We start from the raw sequence: 17,981 nt of genomic DNA, 5'->3' as shown, positions 1-17,981 counted from the left end.
ATCTAGAATTTTCATCAAAAAACCTTAACCGAACCGTATTGAATGTTAAGTAGCCATTTTGGAGTTTGTAAACAATGCTTACTAGCCCTTCTCGCCCTTGGCAGTTATTAGTAATTTCTGCAAAGACCGACTCAGAACTAAAAACTGCTACTGTCAACCTTGCAGATTACTTGAGACAGCATCGTGACTTTAACCTTGTGGATGTTGCTCATACATTGCAACGCGAACAACAGGCTTTTAAGCATCGGCGGACGGTTGTTTGTCAAGATATAGAAGATGCTCTAGTTGCACTTCAAGATCCAAGGCGAGTACTTACCAACATCCAAGAAACAGAAGAACGTCCTGTAGCCTTTATGTTTCCTGGACTTGGTACTCATTACGTCAACATGGCTTGGGAACTTTACCAAGTTGAACCCGTATTTCGCGCATCAGTTGACTACTGTTGTGAATTTCTCAAACCCTTTGTTGGTAAAGATTTACAAGATATAATATATCCAAACAGAGCTTCTCAACAAGACCAACAGTCTTTCAAAGAAAATTCTCCCGGTCTAGATTTGCGAAAAATGTTAGGTCGCAGCCAGACACCAGCAGACGCAAAGATGGAAGCTGCTAAATCTTTACTCAATCAAACTCACCTGGCTCAACCAGCCATTTTTGTAATTGAATATGCCCTAGCACAGCTATTGATATCTTGGGGAATTCGTCCGGCGGCAATGATTGGCTATAGCATTGGTGAATATGTAGCAGCGACTTTAGCAGGGGTTTTATCTTTAGAAGAGGGTTTAACACTAATTGCTGCAAGAGCGCAGATAATTCAAAAGTTGCCAGGTGGAGCAATGCTTGCAGTTCCACTTTCGCAAACAGAGATATCTCCCCGACTCAATGATAAACTCTCACTATCTGCGGTCAATGGGCCACACATGAGTGTAATCGCAGGTGAAACCAATGCTATAGAAGTTTTAGAACAACAGTTAACACAAAAAGGTTTAGCTTGTCGCCGTCTGGAAACGTCTCATGCTTTTCACTCTCAGATGATGGAGGGTGCTAACTCTGACTTACGTGAGTTGGTAAAAACATTTAACCTCCAAGCACCAAAAATTCCCTATATATCTAACGTTACAGGAACTTGGATAACAGCAGCAGAAGCGACAAATCCCGATTATTGGGTTAAGCATCTTTGTCAACCTGTGTTGTTTGCTCAGGGTATGCAGGAGTTGTGGAAACAACAATATCCTATTTTGTTAGAAATAGGCCCTGGACAGACTCTAGGTAGCTTTGCACTGCAATGTATAGAAAATAATCCAGCAGTTAGTCAAATTATCTTACCTTCTCTTAGATATTCTTACGATAATAAATCAGACTTAGCATTCTTACTTAAAACACTGGGTAGGCTTTGGTTAACAGGAGTGCAAATAGATTGGGAAAAATTTTATGTTGATGAGCATCGTCATCCTATTTCTTTATCGGCCTCTCTCTTTTAATGCAAAAACTAACTTAAATACAATAATATCCAAACGGAGATGAGTTGAAGTTATGAATATTCAAACAGTAGGTGTTGTTGGTGCAGGGGTAATGGGAATAGGTGTCGCACAAAACCTAGCTCAAACAGGTCATCAAGTTATCTTGGTAGATATTTCAGAAAATACCCTAGATAAGGCTAAACACGAAATCAGGAATAATATCCGATTTCAGGGTTTTTTCAAAAAAAGTGATAATACAGAAACCCCAGATAGTATACTCAATAAAATAGAATTTTCTACCAACTATAAACTTTTAGAAAATACAGATTTTGTAGTAGAAAATGTCACAGAAAAGTGGGATATTAAAAAAGAGGTATATCCTCTACTAGATTCTATCTGTCCAGAAAATTGCGTATTCGCGGCTAACACATCAGCAATTCCCATTACCCAGATTGCTTCAGCTACTAAGCGTGCTGATAAAGTTGTTGGTATCCACTTTATGAATCCTGTACCAATGAAGCCGATGGTGGAGATGATTCGTGGATATCATACCTCTGATATAACAATTGAGATAGCAAAAAAAATGCTAGCTCAGATGGGTAAAGAATGTATCATTGTTAATGATTCACCTGGTTTTGTTTCTAACCGAGTGTTGATGTTAACTATTAACGAAGCTGTTTTTCTATTGCAAGACCAAGTTTCTACAGCAGAAGATATAGACAAAATCTTTAAAAGTTGTTTTGGTCACAAAATGGGGCCTTTAGAAACAGCAGATTTGATTGGTTTAGACACCATTCTATTTTCTATCGAAGTTTTATATGAAAGCTTTAACGATAGTAAGTATAGACCATGCCCCTTACTCAAAAAAATGGTAAATGCCGGGTTACATGGTAGAAAAAGTGGTAAAGGATTTTACGCATATCAGTAAATAGGAATAATCAAGACAAATGAACGAAATTAAAGCTAAAATCAAAAATTTCCTTTCCAAATTTTTCGGCAATCATGATTTACAGCCAGATGAAGATATTTTTGCGCTCGGTTTTGTCAATTCTATGTTTGCCATGCAACTTGTTTTGTTTGTAGAGCAAGAGTTTCAGATTACCATTGAGAACGAGGATTTAGAGCTTGAAAATTTTCGCACAATCAACTCTATCGTCAATTTAATTGAACGTAAAACTGCTATTCTCGTGCAGTAAGAAACATACGTTGCCATTTTAGGTGGCATAAATGATATTATGAAACTAGAACTATCTGCCCAACAAAAAAATGCTCAAGCTAAATTTAGAGCTTTTGTTAATGAGGAAATATATCCTAGTGCTGGGGAATGGGATAGAAAAGAATTTACTCCACCAGAACTAATTAAGAAAATCACCGAACATGGTTTTCTCGGTGCCATATTACCCCAGGAATATGGTGGTAAAGGAATGGACATGATTACTTATGGTATTCTCAACGAGGAAATTGGACGGGGATGTTCTTCTGTACGGAGTTTGCTCACAGTTCACAACATGGTTGCTTATGCTTTGTGTAAATGGGGTAATAAGTCTCAAAAAGAATATTGGCTGCCCAAATTTGCATCTGGAGAAATCATAGCTGCTTTCGCATTAAGTGAACCTCATGTAGGTAGCGATGCCAAAAGTGTAGAAACAACAGCAACACTTGCAGGTGATACTTATGTCTTGAATGGGCAAAAAAAATGGATTACCTATGGACAAATAGCAGATGTATTTTTGGTCTTTGCTAAATGCGAGGGTAAACCCACAGCTTTTTTAGTTGAAAAAAATAGCCCAGGACTTTCTGTCAAACCAATGTCTGGTCTTTTAGGTGTTAGGGCTTCAATGTCAGCAGAATTGCTGTTTAATAACTGTCATATTTCTTCAGAAAATTTAGTAGGTAAATTAGGATTTGGATTTTCCTACATTGCATCTTCTGCACTTGATTATGGTAGATATAGTGTAGCATCGGGTTGCGTAGGTATTGCTCAAGCTTGTTTAGAAGCTTGTATCAAGTATACAAATGAACGAAAACAGTTTGGCGTTTATCTCAAAGAACATCAATTAATCCGCCAAATGATTACTCAGATGATAACTAACGTCAAAGCAGCAAGACTGTTATGTTATCAGGCTGGTTATCTCAAAGATATTAACGACCCCAACTCAATTATGGAGACTTCTATTGCGAAGTACTTTGCATCGACAGTGGCTACCAAAATAGCAAATGATGCCGTGCAAATTCATGGTGGCAATGGTTGTAGTAATGAGTACCCAGTTGAAAGATATTTACGAGATTCTAAAATCATGGAAATTATTGAAGGTAGTACTCAAATTCAAGAAATTACTATCGCCGAATCAGGTTATCAGGATTATTTTTTCTCAACTGTTCCTACTAGCTTAGAAAAAATATTGCTTTAAAATAATATTTTTTATCAGCAAATAAAAACAATTAGACTTCACGGACAAGTAGATTCTTGGAGATTGTTTATGAAAGTTAAAAATAGTAACTCAATTTTGAGGATTAAAAATCCTAGTAAAAAAGAATTTGTAGAGCTTTGGAAGGAATATCAGCCTTTTTTAATTGAAGGTGTTGCTGAATATTGGAATGGCTGTAAAAATTGGTCTAATGATTATCTATTAAAAGAATGTGGGGACAAGATTATTCCTGTATCATTTTTTACAAAGAAATATTTAGATAACTCTAACTATGTATTACACAAAACTTACAATAACAAGGAGGAGATGAAGTTAAAAGACTATGTAGATATAATTAGCGAAAATAAAAAAGAAATTGATTTAAAATATTATATGAGTGAGTTAGATTTTGAAAAGTATTTGCCTGAACTAACTAGTGATATAAATTATCCAGACTACTTTGGTATAAAACCATTCATTTTCTTCTGGTTTGGTTCCCTTGGGAAAACTACCACTCTTCACTTTGATCAAGCACATAATCTTTTTACTCAAATTCGAGGCAGAAAAAGAATACTTCTGTTTTCTCCTTCAAATTATTTATCATTCTATCCACCCCTTGGAGAGAGTGGTACTTATGCAAATTATAGTAAGGTAAATCCTATTACCCCCAATTTAGAATTATTTCCAAGATTTCCTTGGCAAGACCAAATTGAAGTTATACTTCAACCTGGGGAAATGCTTTATATCCCACCTCTTTGGTGGCATCACGTTACAGGAATAGATGAAAACATATCATTGTCATTTTGGTATGATGTTAAAATAAAAGATTTTTTCAGACAAAAGAGATTTTTTTCTACGATTTTGGATATATTGCCTCATTATGCACGTCATTCAATCTCTTCACTGAGTATGCTTAAGTTATTATTTCAATCTCTTTGGTAATCACAAGTAATTGGAAATAAGCTTGTATCAAGTATACAAATGAGCGAAAACAGTTTGGTGTTTATATTAAAAAACATCAATTAATCCGCCAAATGATTATTCAGATGATAACTAAAGTGAAAGCAGCAAAACTATTATGTTATCAAGCTGGTTATTTCAAAGTCATTAACGACCCAAAATCGATTATGGAGACTTTTATTGGGAAGTACTTTGCATCCACAGTCGTCTACCAAAATAGCAAATAATACTGTGCAAATTCATGGTGGCGATGGTTGTAGTAGTGAGTACCCAGTTGAAAGGTATTTACGAGACTCTAAAATTATGGAAATCATCAAAGGTAGAGTTCAAATTTAAGAAATTACTATCGCCGAATCAGGTTATCAGGATTATCTTTTTTTAAATATTCCTATTGGCTTAAAAAAATCTGATTTTCAAATAATATTCTTGATCCACAAATAGAGATAATTAAATTCACAAAATAAAAATAAGTAGATTCTTGGAGATTGTTTATGAAAGTTAAAAATAGTGACTCAATTTTGAGGATTAAAAATCCTAATGAGAAAGAATTTTTAGAGCTTTGGAAGCAATATCAGCCTTTTTTAATTGAAGATGTTGCTAAACATTGGGATGCTTGTAGTAAGTGGTCTAATGATTATTTGATAAAACAGTGTGGAAATAATCTGGTTGATATACAAAATTTTAAAAAAGATTTTTTTGATGATTACAAGATGTTTTCTTATGTTGGTGCTTATATTGAAGATCGAAAAATAATTAAATACAAAGAATATGTAAAGGAGATAGAAGAGAGAGTTAATGAAAATAAGAATGATCCTGATTTAGTAGGATGTTATTTACCTAGTGCATTTTTTGAAGATTCTTTTCCAGAAATTATTGGAGACGTAATTTATCCAGAATACTTAAATAGGAAGCCATTAGTTAACTACTGGCATGGTTTTTCAAGTAAAAACTTTTCTTCAACTAGTGCCCTTCATTTTGACGCAGTTCATAATATTTTTGTTCAAATTAGAGGCAGAAAAAAAATACTTTTATATCCTCCTTCAAATTATTTGTCCTTTTATCCACCTCTTGATGATAGTCGTGGTTTAGCAGCTTATAGTAGGGTAGATCCGAATCTCCCTAATTTGGAATCATTTCCGAAGTTTCCTTACCAGGAAAGAATAGAAGTTTTAATTCAACCGGGAGAAATGCTCTACATACCACCTTTTTGGTGGCATTATGTAACAGCAGTAGATGAGAATATATCATTATCATTTTTCTACGATGTTACAATTCAAGATTATTTCAAGCAACAAAAGATTTTATCAGTTTTGTTAAACATCGCACCTCATTATCTATATCATGCAATCTCTTCTCCAGACGCTCTACAGTCTTCTATAGCTATGATAAAATCTTTTATCTTACCGGGTAGTTTCACAGAGGGCGCTAGAGACGAAAAACCTAAATAGCAAAAAAAACCATTGAGATACACTTTGCACGGAAAGAAACTGAGCTTTTGATTTAGCTACGAGCTATCAGGTAAAAACTCATAGCTGATAGCTAATAGCTGACTGCCCAAAGATAAGTACACCGAACAGAAAGAGTTTTATATATGATTAGCATTAAAGAACAAGATGTAAATACTAAAGAGAAAGATCAAAAAGTTATTAAGTGTGTAGTTTGGGATTTAGATAATACTCTATGGCAGGGAGTTTTGCTGGAAGATGAGAAAGTTTTTCTGCGAGAAAATATAGTAGAGATTATTCACACTTTAGATAGTCGTGGTATACTTCAATCTATAGCTAGTAAGAATGAACCTGCTACAGCAATAGCCAAACTAGAAGAATTTGGTTTAAAAGAGTATTTTTTATATCCACAAATAAACTGGAACTCTAAAGCATCTTCTCTCAAAGAAATTGCTAATTTGCTTAATATTGGGATAGATGCGATCGCTTTTATTGACGATCAGTTATTTGAACTAGAAGAAGTAAAATTTTCCTGTCCACAAATCCTCTGTATTAATGCTGATGAAATAGAGTATATTGTAGATATGCCAGTTATGAATCCTCGGTTTATTACAGAGGATTCAAAATTAAGAAGGCTAATGTATCTTAATGATATAGAACGAAATAGTTTCGAGAAAGAATTTATTGGAACTCAAGAAGAATTCTTAGCCACACTCAATATGACTTTTACTATCTCTTCTGCTCAAGAAGATGATTTACAAAGAGCCGAAGAATTAACAATAAGAACAAATCAATTAAATACAACTGGTTATACATACTCGTATGACGATTTGAATCAGTTTCGACAATCTGATAAGCATAAAATATTGATTAGCAGTTTAGAAGATAAATATGGGAATTATGGAAAAATTGGATTAGTTCTTTTGGAATGTGAAGAAGTTGTGTGGACTCTAAAACTTTTGCTGATGTCTTGTCGCGTTATGTCTAGAGGTGTCGGCACAATTATGCTAAATCACATTATGAAATTGGCTAAAAATAGTAATGTCCGTTTGCGTGCCGAGTTTATTTCAAATAATCGGAATCGCATGATGTTCATATCTTATAAGTTTTCAGGTTTTCAGGAAATAGATAAAAATGGAGATTTGCTGATTTTAGAAAATGACCTAACGCGAATACAGCCTATCCCTGAGTATGTGAAGGTCAAAGTTATAAATTAAAAAATATTGCTAGTTCTCGTAGTTCGATAGGGGAGATTATGGACACAAAAAAAGATGAAGTTTTAAAACGACGGTCAAAGCTTTCACTCGTACAGCAAGAGCTTCTTAAAAAGCGCTTACAAGGTGAAATTGACTCTGACTTACAATTAGAAGTTATTCCAAAACGTTCCCAAATAAGTCCTGCTCCCCTATCCTTTGCTCAACAACGCTTATGGTTTTTGGCCCAGTTAGAACCAAACAGTCCTTTCTACAACATCCCTGCTGCTGTTCGCCTACAGGGACAATTGAATCTAGAAGCATTGCAACAAAGTTTCAACGAAATTATCAGTCGCCATGAAGCGTTGCGAACCAATTTCCAAACAATAGAAGGGCAAGCAATATCTGTCCTTTCTGAAGCGATGCCCTTAACATTACCAATATTTGATATTAGCGAATTACCTTTAAATCAACAAGAAACTGAAGTCAGACAACAGGCTTCTCAAGAAGCACAAAAACCTTTTGCTCTCAACAGCGACTTGTTGCTGAGAGCAAAGCTATTGAAAATTAGTAAACAAGAATACATATTATTATTGACAATGCACCACATTGTCTCTGACGGTTGGTCGATAGGTGTTATGGTGCGCGAATTGGCGACACTTTATCAAGCCTTCTGTAATGGACAACCCTCACCGTTACCTGCACTGCCAATACAGTATGTAGACTTCGCGGTTTGGCAAAAACAATGGCTGCAAGGAGAAGTACTCGAAACTCAGATATCTTATTGGCTTAAGCATTTAGAGAATGCACCAAAAGTATTAGAATTACCTACAGATCACCCAAGACCAGCAATTCAGACTTTCCGGGGTGCAACCTACTTATTTAAGTTATCTTTAGAATTATCCACATCCCTAAATAAATTAAGTGAGCAGCAGGGAAGTACTTTATTTATGACTCTGTTAGCAGGTTTCCAAACACTGCTATGGCGTTATACGGGTAAGGAAGATATTGTGATCGGTTCACCGATCGCTAACCGCAACCGAACAGAGATAGAAGGGTTAATTGGATTTTTTGTCAATACTTTGGTATTGAGAACTAGCCTGGCAGGAAATCCCAGCTTTGAAGAGCTACTAAAAAGGGTGCGGGAAGTAGCGTTAGGAGCTTATGCACATCAGGATTTGCCTTTTGAGTTGTTAGTTGAGCAACTGCAACCACAGCGAGACTTAAGCTATACACCATTATTTCAAGTGATGTTTGTGCTTCAGAATGCACCGATGTCTGCGTTAGAGTTCCCTGGTTTGACTTTAACTCCCTTAGAAAGCAATAGTGATAGTGCCAAGTTTGATTTAACCCTACAAATGACAGAAACAGAGGAGGGACTAGTTGGAAGCTTAGAATACAATACTGATTTATTTGAAGAAAAGACGATACATCGAATGGCGGGTCATTTGCAAACCTTGCTTGAAGGAGTTGTTGCTAATCCACAGCAAAATTTGTCGGAGTTACCACTGTTAATTGATTCTGAACGGCATCAATTGCTGCGGGAATGGAATAATACAGAAGTTGAGTATTCTCAACAGCTATGCATTCATCAGTTATTTGAAGCGCAAGTAGAACGCACACCTGATTCTATAGCAGTAGTATTTGAAGATGAACAGTTGACCTACTGTGAACTCAACACCAGAGCAAATCAACTAGCCCATTATTTGCAAGCTTTAGGAGTAAAACCAGAGGTGCTGGTGGGGATTTGTGTAGAGCGATCGCTCGATATGGTTATCGGACTATTAGCAATCCTCAAAGCGGGTGGTGCGTATGTACCGCTAGATCCGATGTATCCACCGGAACGTTTGTCCTTCATGCTAGAGAATGCCGACATATTCGTTTTGTTGACTCATAAACGGCTAGCAGAGCGGTTATCGAAGTACAAAGGGGATGTGATTTGTTTCGACGCAGATTGCGAAACTATTGCCAAACATTGCCCAGAAAATCAAGTCAGTGGTGTCACACCAGACAATTTAATGTATGCGATCTACACCTCTGGATCAACAGGTAAACCCAAGGGTGCAGGAGTCTATCAGCGAAGCTTTGCAAACCTGATGAATTGGTTTGTGACGGAATTCGATTTTACCTGCAATGACCGTGTTTTACTGATATCTTCTTTGAGTTTTGATTTGACGCAGAAGAATATTTATGCTCCTTTACTCGTTGGAGGTGAGTTGCACCTTTTATCATCTGGATGCTATGACGCTGCACAAATCGCTGAGTCTGTTTGTAACAAACAAGTGACGTGGCTCAACTGCACTCCGAGCGCCTTTTATCCATTGATAGATCAAGGTGATAAAAGCTTGTGTATGAAGAAGACGTTGAAGTATGTATTTTTGGGTGGTGAACCGATTTCAATCTCTAGGCTCAAGGTATGGCTCGACTCTATTCCCTGCACAACACAAATTGTCAACACTTACGGCCCGACCGAGTGTACAGACATCTGTGCCGCTTATCGGGTTGCTCAACCAGAACAATGGCTAGAAAAATTAGTACCGATTGGGAAACCGATCCATAATGCCAAAGTATACATATTAGATGAAAACCTCAAGCCTTTGCCGGTGGGTATGGTCGGCGAACTATATGTTGGTGGTGAAGGAGTCGGACGAGGCTATATCAATAATATTGATCTGACTTTAGCTAAGTTTGTTTCCGATCCTTTCAGCAACAAGCCGGGCGCACGCCTATACAAGAGCGGGGATCTGGCTCGTTATTTAGCAGATGGTAATATTGAGTACCTTGGACGTATCGATCACCAAGTAAAAATACGCGGTTTTCGCATTGAACTCGGCGAAATTGAAGTAGCGATCAACCAATACCCAGCAGTAAAAGAAACTGTAGTTGTAGTCAGCGAAGAATCGGTAAATTCTAAACGTTTAGTCGCCTATGTAGTTCCTCAAAAAGAGCAAACACTGGCAATTCCTGAACTACGTAGCTTCTTAGAGTCAAAGTTGCCACCCTACATGGTACCATCTGCTTTTGTCAGCCTAGAAGCGTTACCATTAACACCTAATGGCAAGGTTGATCGCAAGGCACTACCTGTACCTGATACAGCAAGACCTGAATTAGGCAAAGAGCTAGTAACACCTCGTAATTTCGTAGAAGCCAAGCTGGCTGAAATTTGGGCAGAAGTGCTTGGTGTGGATAAAGTGGGTATTTTCGATAACTTTTTTGAGTTAGGTGGTGATTCCATCCTTGCCATTGTAGTTATCACCAGAGCTAACCAGGCTGGTCTAAAACTGGCAGTTAAACAGTTATTTCAACATCAAACAGTTGCTGGTTTGGCAAGTGTCGCAGTTGCGAAAAAGGTAAAACAAGCTGAACAAGGATTGATTACAGGTTTAGCTTCTCTGACACCAATACAATACTGGTTTTTTGAACAGAATCTACTCGAACCCCACCACTGGAACCAAGCAGTCTTACTAGAAGTTAAACAAGTTCTTGACCTAGATGTATTAGAAAAATCCGTACAGCAACTGCTGTTACACCATGATGCTCTCCGCTTACGCTTTGAACAAACAGAGTCTAGCTGGCAGCAGGTTATAGCCAGCCCTGATGCAGAAGTACCCTGGATACACTTGGATTTCTCTGCCCTATCAGCAAGCGAACAAGAACTAGCCATCGAAACAGCTGCTACCAAATTACAAGCGAGTCTTAATCTCTCAACAGGCCCATTGATCCGAGTTGCTCTGTTCGACTTAGGGCAGCAACCAAGCCATTTGCTGATAGTCATTCACCATTTAGCCGTAGATGGGGTTTCTTGGCGGATTTTACTGGAGGATTTAGAAACAGTATACCAACAGTTAAGTCAAGGCAAGAAAGCGCAACTGCCAGCAAAGACAACCTCGTTTAAATATTGGTCGCAATGCTTACAGGAATATGCACAATCAGCTACCCTCCAGCAAGAATGGGACTATTGGCTGAGTCCGTCTTGGCAGAAGATTGCTCCTTTACCAGTCGATTTTTCTGACGGCGACAATACTGTGGAGCAAGTTCGGAACATCTCAATTTTTCTGACTGTGGAACAGACTCAAGCCTTGCTAAAAGAAGTACCAAAAGCTTACAATACGCAAATTAACGATATTTTGCTCACGGCACTAGTACAGGCTTTTTCTCAATGGACTGGCAATAGTTCTCTGTTGTTGGCTCTGGAAGGTCATGGGCGGGAAGAAATTTTCGATGATGTAGATTTTTCACGCACATTGGGTTGGTTAACCTCTATTTTTCCTGTACTATTAGATTTAGGAAAAACGTCTGATCCCGTAGAGGCGTTGAAAGTGGTAAAAGAGCAGCTGCGGGGCATTCCAAATAAGGGAATGGGCTATGGTGTACTACGTTACCTAAGTCATGATACTACAAGAGTAGAGGCACTGCGATCGCTTCCCCAAGCTGAGGTCGTCTTCAATTACTTAGGTCAGTTCGATCAAACATTTTCGGACTCATCAATATTTAGAATCTCTCAGAAGTCTCAAGGACAAACGCGCAGTTCGGAGAATTGCGAGGCTTATATGCTAGATATCAATGCTTTGGTAATTGATAAGCAGTTGAGAGTGAATTGGGCGTACAGCGAAAAAATACATCGACGAAGTACTATCGAACGATTAGCGCAAGAGTTTTTAGAAGCATTGCAAGTACTCGTGACTCATTGTCAATCCCCTGAAGACAGAGGATATACACCTTCTGATTTTCCAGAAGCAGACTTGGTTCAACAAGACCTTGATCGGTTTTTAGAGAAAATCAACCGAGGGAGTAAAAATAAAACAACATGAAAGAAGATATCCAAGATATATATCCACTATCTCCGATACAGCATGGTATGCTTTTTCACAGTTTGCACGCTCCAGAAATGGAGCTATACCATGCACAGTCTGTCTACACCTTTAGTGGCAATTTGAACCTTGCGGCTTTTGAATATGCTTGGCAGCAAGTAGCAACCCGACACACAATGTTGCGTACTAGCTTCTATTGGGAAGAATTGGATAAACCACTACAAGTTGTGCATCGCCAAGTAGAAGTACCTGTAGAATACCAAGATTGGCAGGAAATCAATCCATTAGAACAGCAAGAGCGTTTACAGTCTTTTCTCAACAGCGATCGCCTCCGACGTTTTGATTTTTCCCAAGCACCTCTAATGCGTGTGGCTATCATCCAGATTCAAGAACACGCTTACTATCTTATTTGGAGTAGCAGCCTGATCGTTCTTGATGGTTGGTCATATCCATTGGTATTAAATGATGTGATTGAAATTTATGAAGCTTATTGTCAGGGTGAGGATGCATCCTTAGCAGATGGCAGTAGCTTTAAAGATTATATCAAATGGCTCAAACAGCAGGATTCATCAAAAGCAGAGGATTTCTGGCGACAGCATCTTCATGGAGTCAAAGAGGCTACTCCCCTAAGAAATTTAGAGTCAAAGAACTTGTCCAACTTAGAACAACGGTACGAGGATATAAAAATCAGTCTATCGGAAGCAACGACTAAGAATCTATATTTATTAGCAAGACAGCATCACCTCACTATGAGTACCCTCGTTCAGGGAGCTTGGGCTATACTTCTGTATCACTACAGCGGCAAAAATGATGTAGTCTATGGCTGTACTACTTCTGGTCGTCCAGTAGATTTAGAAGGTTCGGAGTCAATGGTAGGGGAAATGGTTAATACCTTACCAGTAAACATCAAGGTAAATATGCATGAGTATTTATTACCTTGGCTTCAGGAATTGCAAAATCAGTTAATAGATATTCGTGAATATGAATATTATCCATTGGTAGATATTCAAAAGTGCAGCGAAGTTCGGGGTAATGTAACCTTGTTTGAGAGCATAGTAGTGTTCGAGAACCAAAAAACAGGTAAATTTCTGGAAGAATGGGGGAGTCTAAACATCTCTGAGAAAACTGAATATTACAAAACTAACTATCCTCTAACTATAGTTGGGTATCCTGGTTCAGAACTGACGATTGGAATTAATTATGATTTTCGCCGCTTTGATGGTGCAACAATCATTAATATATTAGAGCATTTAAAAATATTGCTCGAAGGCGTGGTGACAAATCCTCAAGTACGTCTTCAGGAGTTATTGTTACTTACCGAGCAAAAGCCCCATATTAAATTATCAATGTTAGAAACAGAAATGTCATTGGATTTTGATTTTGTTTCCACCAATTAAATGGCTAAATAAAGCTTAAAAAATCAAAGTTAACAAAAAAAACACCAAATTTAATTTCCAGTATTTTGATATTGATTTATCTCTAATTAGAGAAGACGAAGGGGTTTTTGGCTTTTAGCGATCGCTCCTATAGACCCGAAGAGTCTTTTGAAGGAAAACCCCAAATTCAGCAATACCAGATTAATTAATGTATTTTGTAATTCAAATAGAAAACTCATGAATATATTTGAAAAGCGTGAATCAAACGTCAGAAGCTATTGCCGCAATTTTACCGCCATCTTTCATAGAGCTAAAGGTTCTATAATTTATTCTGAATCAGGTGAAGAATATATTGATTTTTTAGCAGGAGCAGGTGCTTTAAATTATGGACATAATCACGACTATATCAAAGAAAAGGTGATCTCATATTTAGATGCCGATGGAATAACACATGGTTTGGATATGTATACTTCGGCTAAGGAGAAATTTTTAGCCAAGTTTGATGAGGTGGTACTAAGTTCAACAAAACTAGATTATCGCATTCAATTTTGTGGGCCAACAGGAACAAATGCAGTTGAAGCTGCTTTAAAATTAGCAAGAAAAGTAAAACGAAGAACAGGCATATTCTCCTTCATGGGAGCATATCATGGAATGACTTTAGGCAGCCTATCGATTAGTGGCAACATCGGAATTAGAGCAGGCGCAATTGGTACATCAAGTAATGTAAATTTCATGCCTTATCCTTATGGATTCATGGAAAGTTTTGACACAATAGAATATATAAATTCTGTTTTAAATGATGTCAACTCTGGAATTGAAAAACCAGCAGCAATAATCTTTGAAACAGTTCAAGCTGAAGGTGGAGTTGTTGTAGCTCCCATTGAGTGGATGCAAAGACTAAGAAGGTTATGTGACGAGAATGATATTTTATTAATCTGCGATGATATTCAGGTCGGCTGTGGTCGAACAGGCTCTTTCTTTTCCTTTGAAAGAGCAGATATTGTTCCCGATATGGTAGTACTTTCTAAATCTATTAGTGGGTACGGGTTTCCAATGTCACTATTATTGATTAAACCAGAATTGGATATATGGGAACCAGGTGAGCATAATGGTACTTTTCGGGGTAATCAATTGGCATTTATAGGAGCAACAGCGGCTCTAGAGTATAGAGAAAGTAGCAATCTCGAACAGGATGTCAAAGCCAAAGAACTTTTTTTGAAAAATTTTCTTACTCAACAAATAGCACCAATTAGTGAAAAGATAGCAATACGTGGAATTGGTATGATTTGGGGTATTGATTTAAAAAATTTTGGCGGCAATATTTTTGCTAAAAGTATAACATCGCGTTGTTTTGAGCTAGGATTAATAGTTGAACGCGCAGGTAGAAATGATACTGTAATTAAAATTTTACCCCCTTTGGTAATTGATATGTCTACCTTAGAAAAAGGTTGTTCAATTATCAAAGAAGCTTTTAATGACTGCATGTCAAATTAAATTGGCATACTAATATTCATAATTCAGAAAGTAATTTATTATCAGGAAAAGAATATGAGTACAAAATCACACTCGAATGACTTATTATCTCAAAAAATTTATTGGATAAATAAGTTATCAGGAGAACTACCAGAAACAAATCTAATGCTGGACTATGTAAGACCTTCATTTCCTACTGATAGAAACAAATCTCTTAGCTTTGACTTATCAAATGATTTATCTAAAGCAATCATTAAGCTAGCTAAAGGTTCTTATTTTTCAACATACTTGATATTAGTGTCTGCATTGAATATATTGCTACAAAAATATACTCGGAATAATGATGTTATTATTGGAATACCTATATATGAAGAAAGTGGTACAGGTTGCGTAAATAGCAAAGTCATTCCCTTGCGGACTCAGGTAACACGTCAACTTTCATTCAAAGATTTTACTTTTGAAGTCAAAGATGCAATTATCGGTGCTTTCAACAATCAGAACTATAATTTTAATGAGTTAATTAAGTTGTTAGAGCTACCAGCAAGCCCTAATCGTTGCCCACTTTTTGACATAGTAGTTTTATTAGAAAATATTCATAGTAAAAAAGATTTAAATCAACTTAATAATGACATAACAATTTCTTTTTCAGTTAATGGTGAAGGTATTATTGCCAATATTGAGTATAAAGAACATCTGTTTAAAGATGAAAATATAAAATTGATGATTAGGTATTATACTAATGGTCTTGAGAGTATTATCAATAACTTGAATAATAGAATATCAGATATTCTATTTTTGAAAGAATTTGATAAACATCAGTTGTTGAAAAAATATAACAATAAGACTAAAGAATATCCAGTCGATCAGACAATAAATAAATTATTTGAAAATCAGGTATCTCAAACTCCAAACAAGATAGCTGTCGTTCATAAATCCACTAAATTAACCTATGAAGAAATAAATATAAAAGCTAATCAAATAGCTGGATTACTGCGGAAAATAGGAGTTTCTAAAGGAGAGTTTGTAGGCATTTTTAAAGCTCGCGATATCAATTTCCTGGTTGCTATCCTTGCTGTCTACAAGGCAGGTGGGGCATATATACCGATTGATAGTACTTATCCACCAGATCGAATTAAATATATGCTATCTAATAGCGAAGTTAAATTTATACTAACAGATTGTTCGCTATTAAATTCCTTATCAGACTTGGTAGAAGATGATTCGCAATTATCATCTATTATTTGTTTAGATGATGTCTTGAATAGGACTAAACTATGGGCTAATAAAACAGAGCTTAAAATATATAGCAAGTGTGATTTTGACCAGCTACCTCATGACAATCTAGAACATCTGAATGATGCTGTCACCCCAGCTTATATGCTTTATACTTCAGGCTCTACAGGATTATCTAAAGGGGCAATTGTTAGACATGATGGTGCAATAAATCATATTTATGCTCAATTTGATGAGTTGGAGTTAAGGTCGGAATTTTGTTTTCTCCAAAGCGCTCCTTCTTCAACAGATATTTCTGTATGGCAATTTTTGGCACCACTTTTAATTGGTGGAAAGACTATAATTGTAGATATCGAAACTGTTGCGATTCCCGAACAATTATTTGCAGTACTTAAATCAGAAAAAATTACTGTTGTTGAATTAGTACCAACATTATTTGGAGGCTTACTTGAATATGCTTCCCAATTACCAAACCATGAACGGGTATTACCAGATTTAAAATGGATGATATTATCGGGTGAATCTGTATCGGTTAAATGGGTAAATAAGTGGCTTGAGATATACCCCCATATCAGAATTGCTAATGCTTATGGCCCTACCGAAGCTGCTGATGATATCACCCAGTTTATCGTTAACAAACCTTTGCCAGAAAATCAGCGAACAGTTCCAATTGGTAAACCATTAGCAAACTTAAATCTCTACATTCTGGATGAAGAAATGCAGCTATTACCCATTGGTGTTCCCGGAGAAATCTGTGTATCGGGAATTGGTGTAGGTGATGGGTATTGGAAAAACGAAGAAAAAACCAATTTAAGCTTTGTTCCTAACCCGTTTACAGATACCATAAACAGCCTACCTGATAATCGCAGAGATGTAATTTATAAGACTGGAGATTTAGGAAGGTGGCTGACTGATGGGAACATCGAATTCCTTGGACGTATTGACCATCAAGTGAAAATTCGTGGTTTTCGGGTTGAACTTGGAGAAATTGAGACATTTTTAGGTCAGCATCCGAATGTACGTGAAAATGTAGTTGTGGTTCAACAGGAGCAAGCAGATAACGTGCAATTAGTTGCCTATGTGGTTGCGAAGACAGAAGTAGTTCCTAGTATTAGCGAACTCCGTAGCTTCTTGAAGGGAAAATTACCTGACCACATGATTCCTTCTGCCTTTGTAGTACTGAAAAATCTACCGCTAGCACCAAGCGGTAAAGTAGACCGTAAAGCTCTGCCTAAACCAGATAATCTTCGTCCAGAACTAGAAACAGCTTACGTGTCTCCGCGAAATGAGATCGAGCGGACGGTTGCTGATATTTGGCAAAAAGTACTTAAGGTGGAGAAAGTTGGCATTAAAGATAACTTTTTTGACCTCGGTGGTCATTCGCTAAATGTACTTCAGGTTTATAGCAAAGTGCGAGAACTTTTGAAAGCGGATTTAGCTATAACTGACCTTTTTAAATATCCGACTATAAATTCTTTATCACAGTATTTAAGTCAAAAAGATAATATTGATGAAGTATTTGCTTCAGAAAGTAATCAAATCAATGAAAATCTAGAAGCTGGGAAAGCTAGATTAAAACAAAGTCTCTTGCGAAAGAAAAAACAATTTATTTAAAACAGAAT

13 protein-coding genes are annotated in these 17,981 nt (G+C 36.9%); all 13 read left to right on the top strand.

What is annotated here, in order from left to right:
- The first annotated feature begins 74 nt into the window (after positions 1–74).
- The 13 genes from V7K61_RS17670 to V7K61_RS17615 all read left to right on the top strand — a co-directional run bounded on the left by V7K61_RS17670 (position 75) and on the right by V7K61_RS17615 (position 17,973).
- Entirely contained in the window at positions 75–1,481 is a 1,407-nt protein-coding gene (locus V7K61_RS17670) for an acyltransferase domain-containing protein (protein ID WP_335055089.1), read from the top strand.
- Positions 1,482–1,533: 52 nt separating this feature from the next.
- Positions 1,534–2,388: a 3-hydroxyacyl-CoA dehydrogenase family protein gene (locus V7K61_RS17665; protein WP_335055087.1), complete on the top strand. Its 855-nt coding sequence runs from the start codon at positions 1,534–1,536 to the stop codon at positions 2,386–2,388.
- 19 nt (positions 2,389–2,407) lie between these two features.
- Positions 2,408–2,656: an acyl carrier protein gene (locus tag V7K61_RS17660; protein ID WP_335055085.1), complete on the top strand. Its 249-nt coding sequence runs from the start codon at positions 2,408–2,410 to the stop codon at positions 2,654–2,656.
- A 39-nt stretch (positions 2,657–2,695) separates the two neighbouring features.
- Complete coding sequence (locus V7K61_RS17655) at positions 2,696–3,871, top strand: acyl-CoA dehydrogenase family protein (protein WP_335055083.1); 1,176 nt, start codon at positions 2,696–2,698, stop codon at positions 3,869–3,871.
- A gap of 69 nt (positions 3,872–3,940) precedes the next feature.
- Complete coding sequence (locus V7K61_RS17650; protein ID WP_335055081.1) at positions 3,941–4,810, top strand: cupin-like domain-containing protein; 870 nt, start codon at positions 3,941–3,943, stop codon at positions 4,808–4,810.
- A 26-nt stretch (positions 4,811–4,836) separates the two neighbouring features.
- Positions 4,837–5,055, top strand: a complete 219-nt coding sequence (locus V7K61_RS17645) for an acyl-CoA dehydrogenase family protein (RefSeq protein ID WP_335055310.1) — start codon at positions 4,837–4,839, stop codon at positions 5,053–5,055.
- A 4-nt stretch (positions 5,056–5,059) separates the two neighbouring features.
- Complete coding sequence (locus V7K61_RS34145) at positions 5,060–5,164, top strand: acyl-CoA dehydrogenase family protein (protein WP_442936329.1); 105 nt, start codon at positions 5,060–5,062, stop codon at positions 5,162–5,164.
- Between the two features lie 155 nt (positions 5,165–5,319).
- On the top strand, positions 5,320–6,276 hold the full coding sequence (locus V7K61_RS17640) for a cupin-like domain-containing protein (RefSeq protein ID WP_335055080.1): 957 nt from the start codon (positions 5,320–5,322) through the stop codon (positions 6,274–6,276).
- 143 nt (positions 6,277–6,419) lie between these two features.
- Positions 6,420–7,490, top strand: a complete 1,071-nt coding sequence (locus tag V7K61_RS17635) for an HAD-IIIC family phosphatase (protein WP_335055078.1) — start codon at positions 6,420–6,422, stop codon at positions 7,488–7,490.
- A 38-nt stretch (positions 7,491–7,528) separates the two neighbouring features.
- On the top strand, positions 7,529–12,277 hold the full coding sequence (locus V7K61_RS17630; protein WP_335055076.1) for an amino acid adenylation domain-containing protein: 4,749 nt from the start codon (positions 7,529–7,531) through the stop codon (positions 12,275–12,277).
- Positions 12,274–13,674 (top strand): condensation domain-containing protein, encoded by a 1,401-nt coding sequence (locus V7K61_RS17625; RefSeq protein WP_335055074.1) that lies wholly within the window; start codon positions 12,274–12,276, stop codon positions 13,672–13,674. Before V7K61_RS17630 ends, V7K61_RS17625 begins: the two co-directional genes overlap by 4 nt.
- A 216-nt stretch (positions 13,675–13,890) precedes the next feature.
- On the top strand, positions 13,891–15,147 hold the full coding sequence (ectB, locus tag V7K61_RS17620; protein ID WP_335055073.1) for a diaminobutyrate--2-oxoglutarate transaminase: 1,257 nt from the start codon (positions 13,891–13,893) through the stop codon (positions 15,145–15,147).
- Positions 15,148–15,201: 54 nt separating this feature from the next.
- Positions 15,202–17,973 (top strand): non-ribosomal peptide synthetase, encoded by a 2,772-nt coding sequence (locus tag V7K61_RS17615; RefSeq protein WP_335055071.1) that lies wholly within the window; start codon positions 15,202–15,204, stop codon positions 17,971–17,973.
- Positions 17,974–17,981 lie beyond the last annotated feature (8 nt).

The organism is Nostoc sp. (genome assembly GCF_036918015.1).
Classification (GTDB): Bacteria; Cyanobacteriota; Cyanobacteriia; order Cyanobacteriales; family Nostocaceae; genus Nostoc.
The sequence above is the reverse complement of the archived record's forward strand: the minus strand, read 5'-3'. Positions and strand labels throughout refer to the sequence as shown.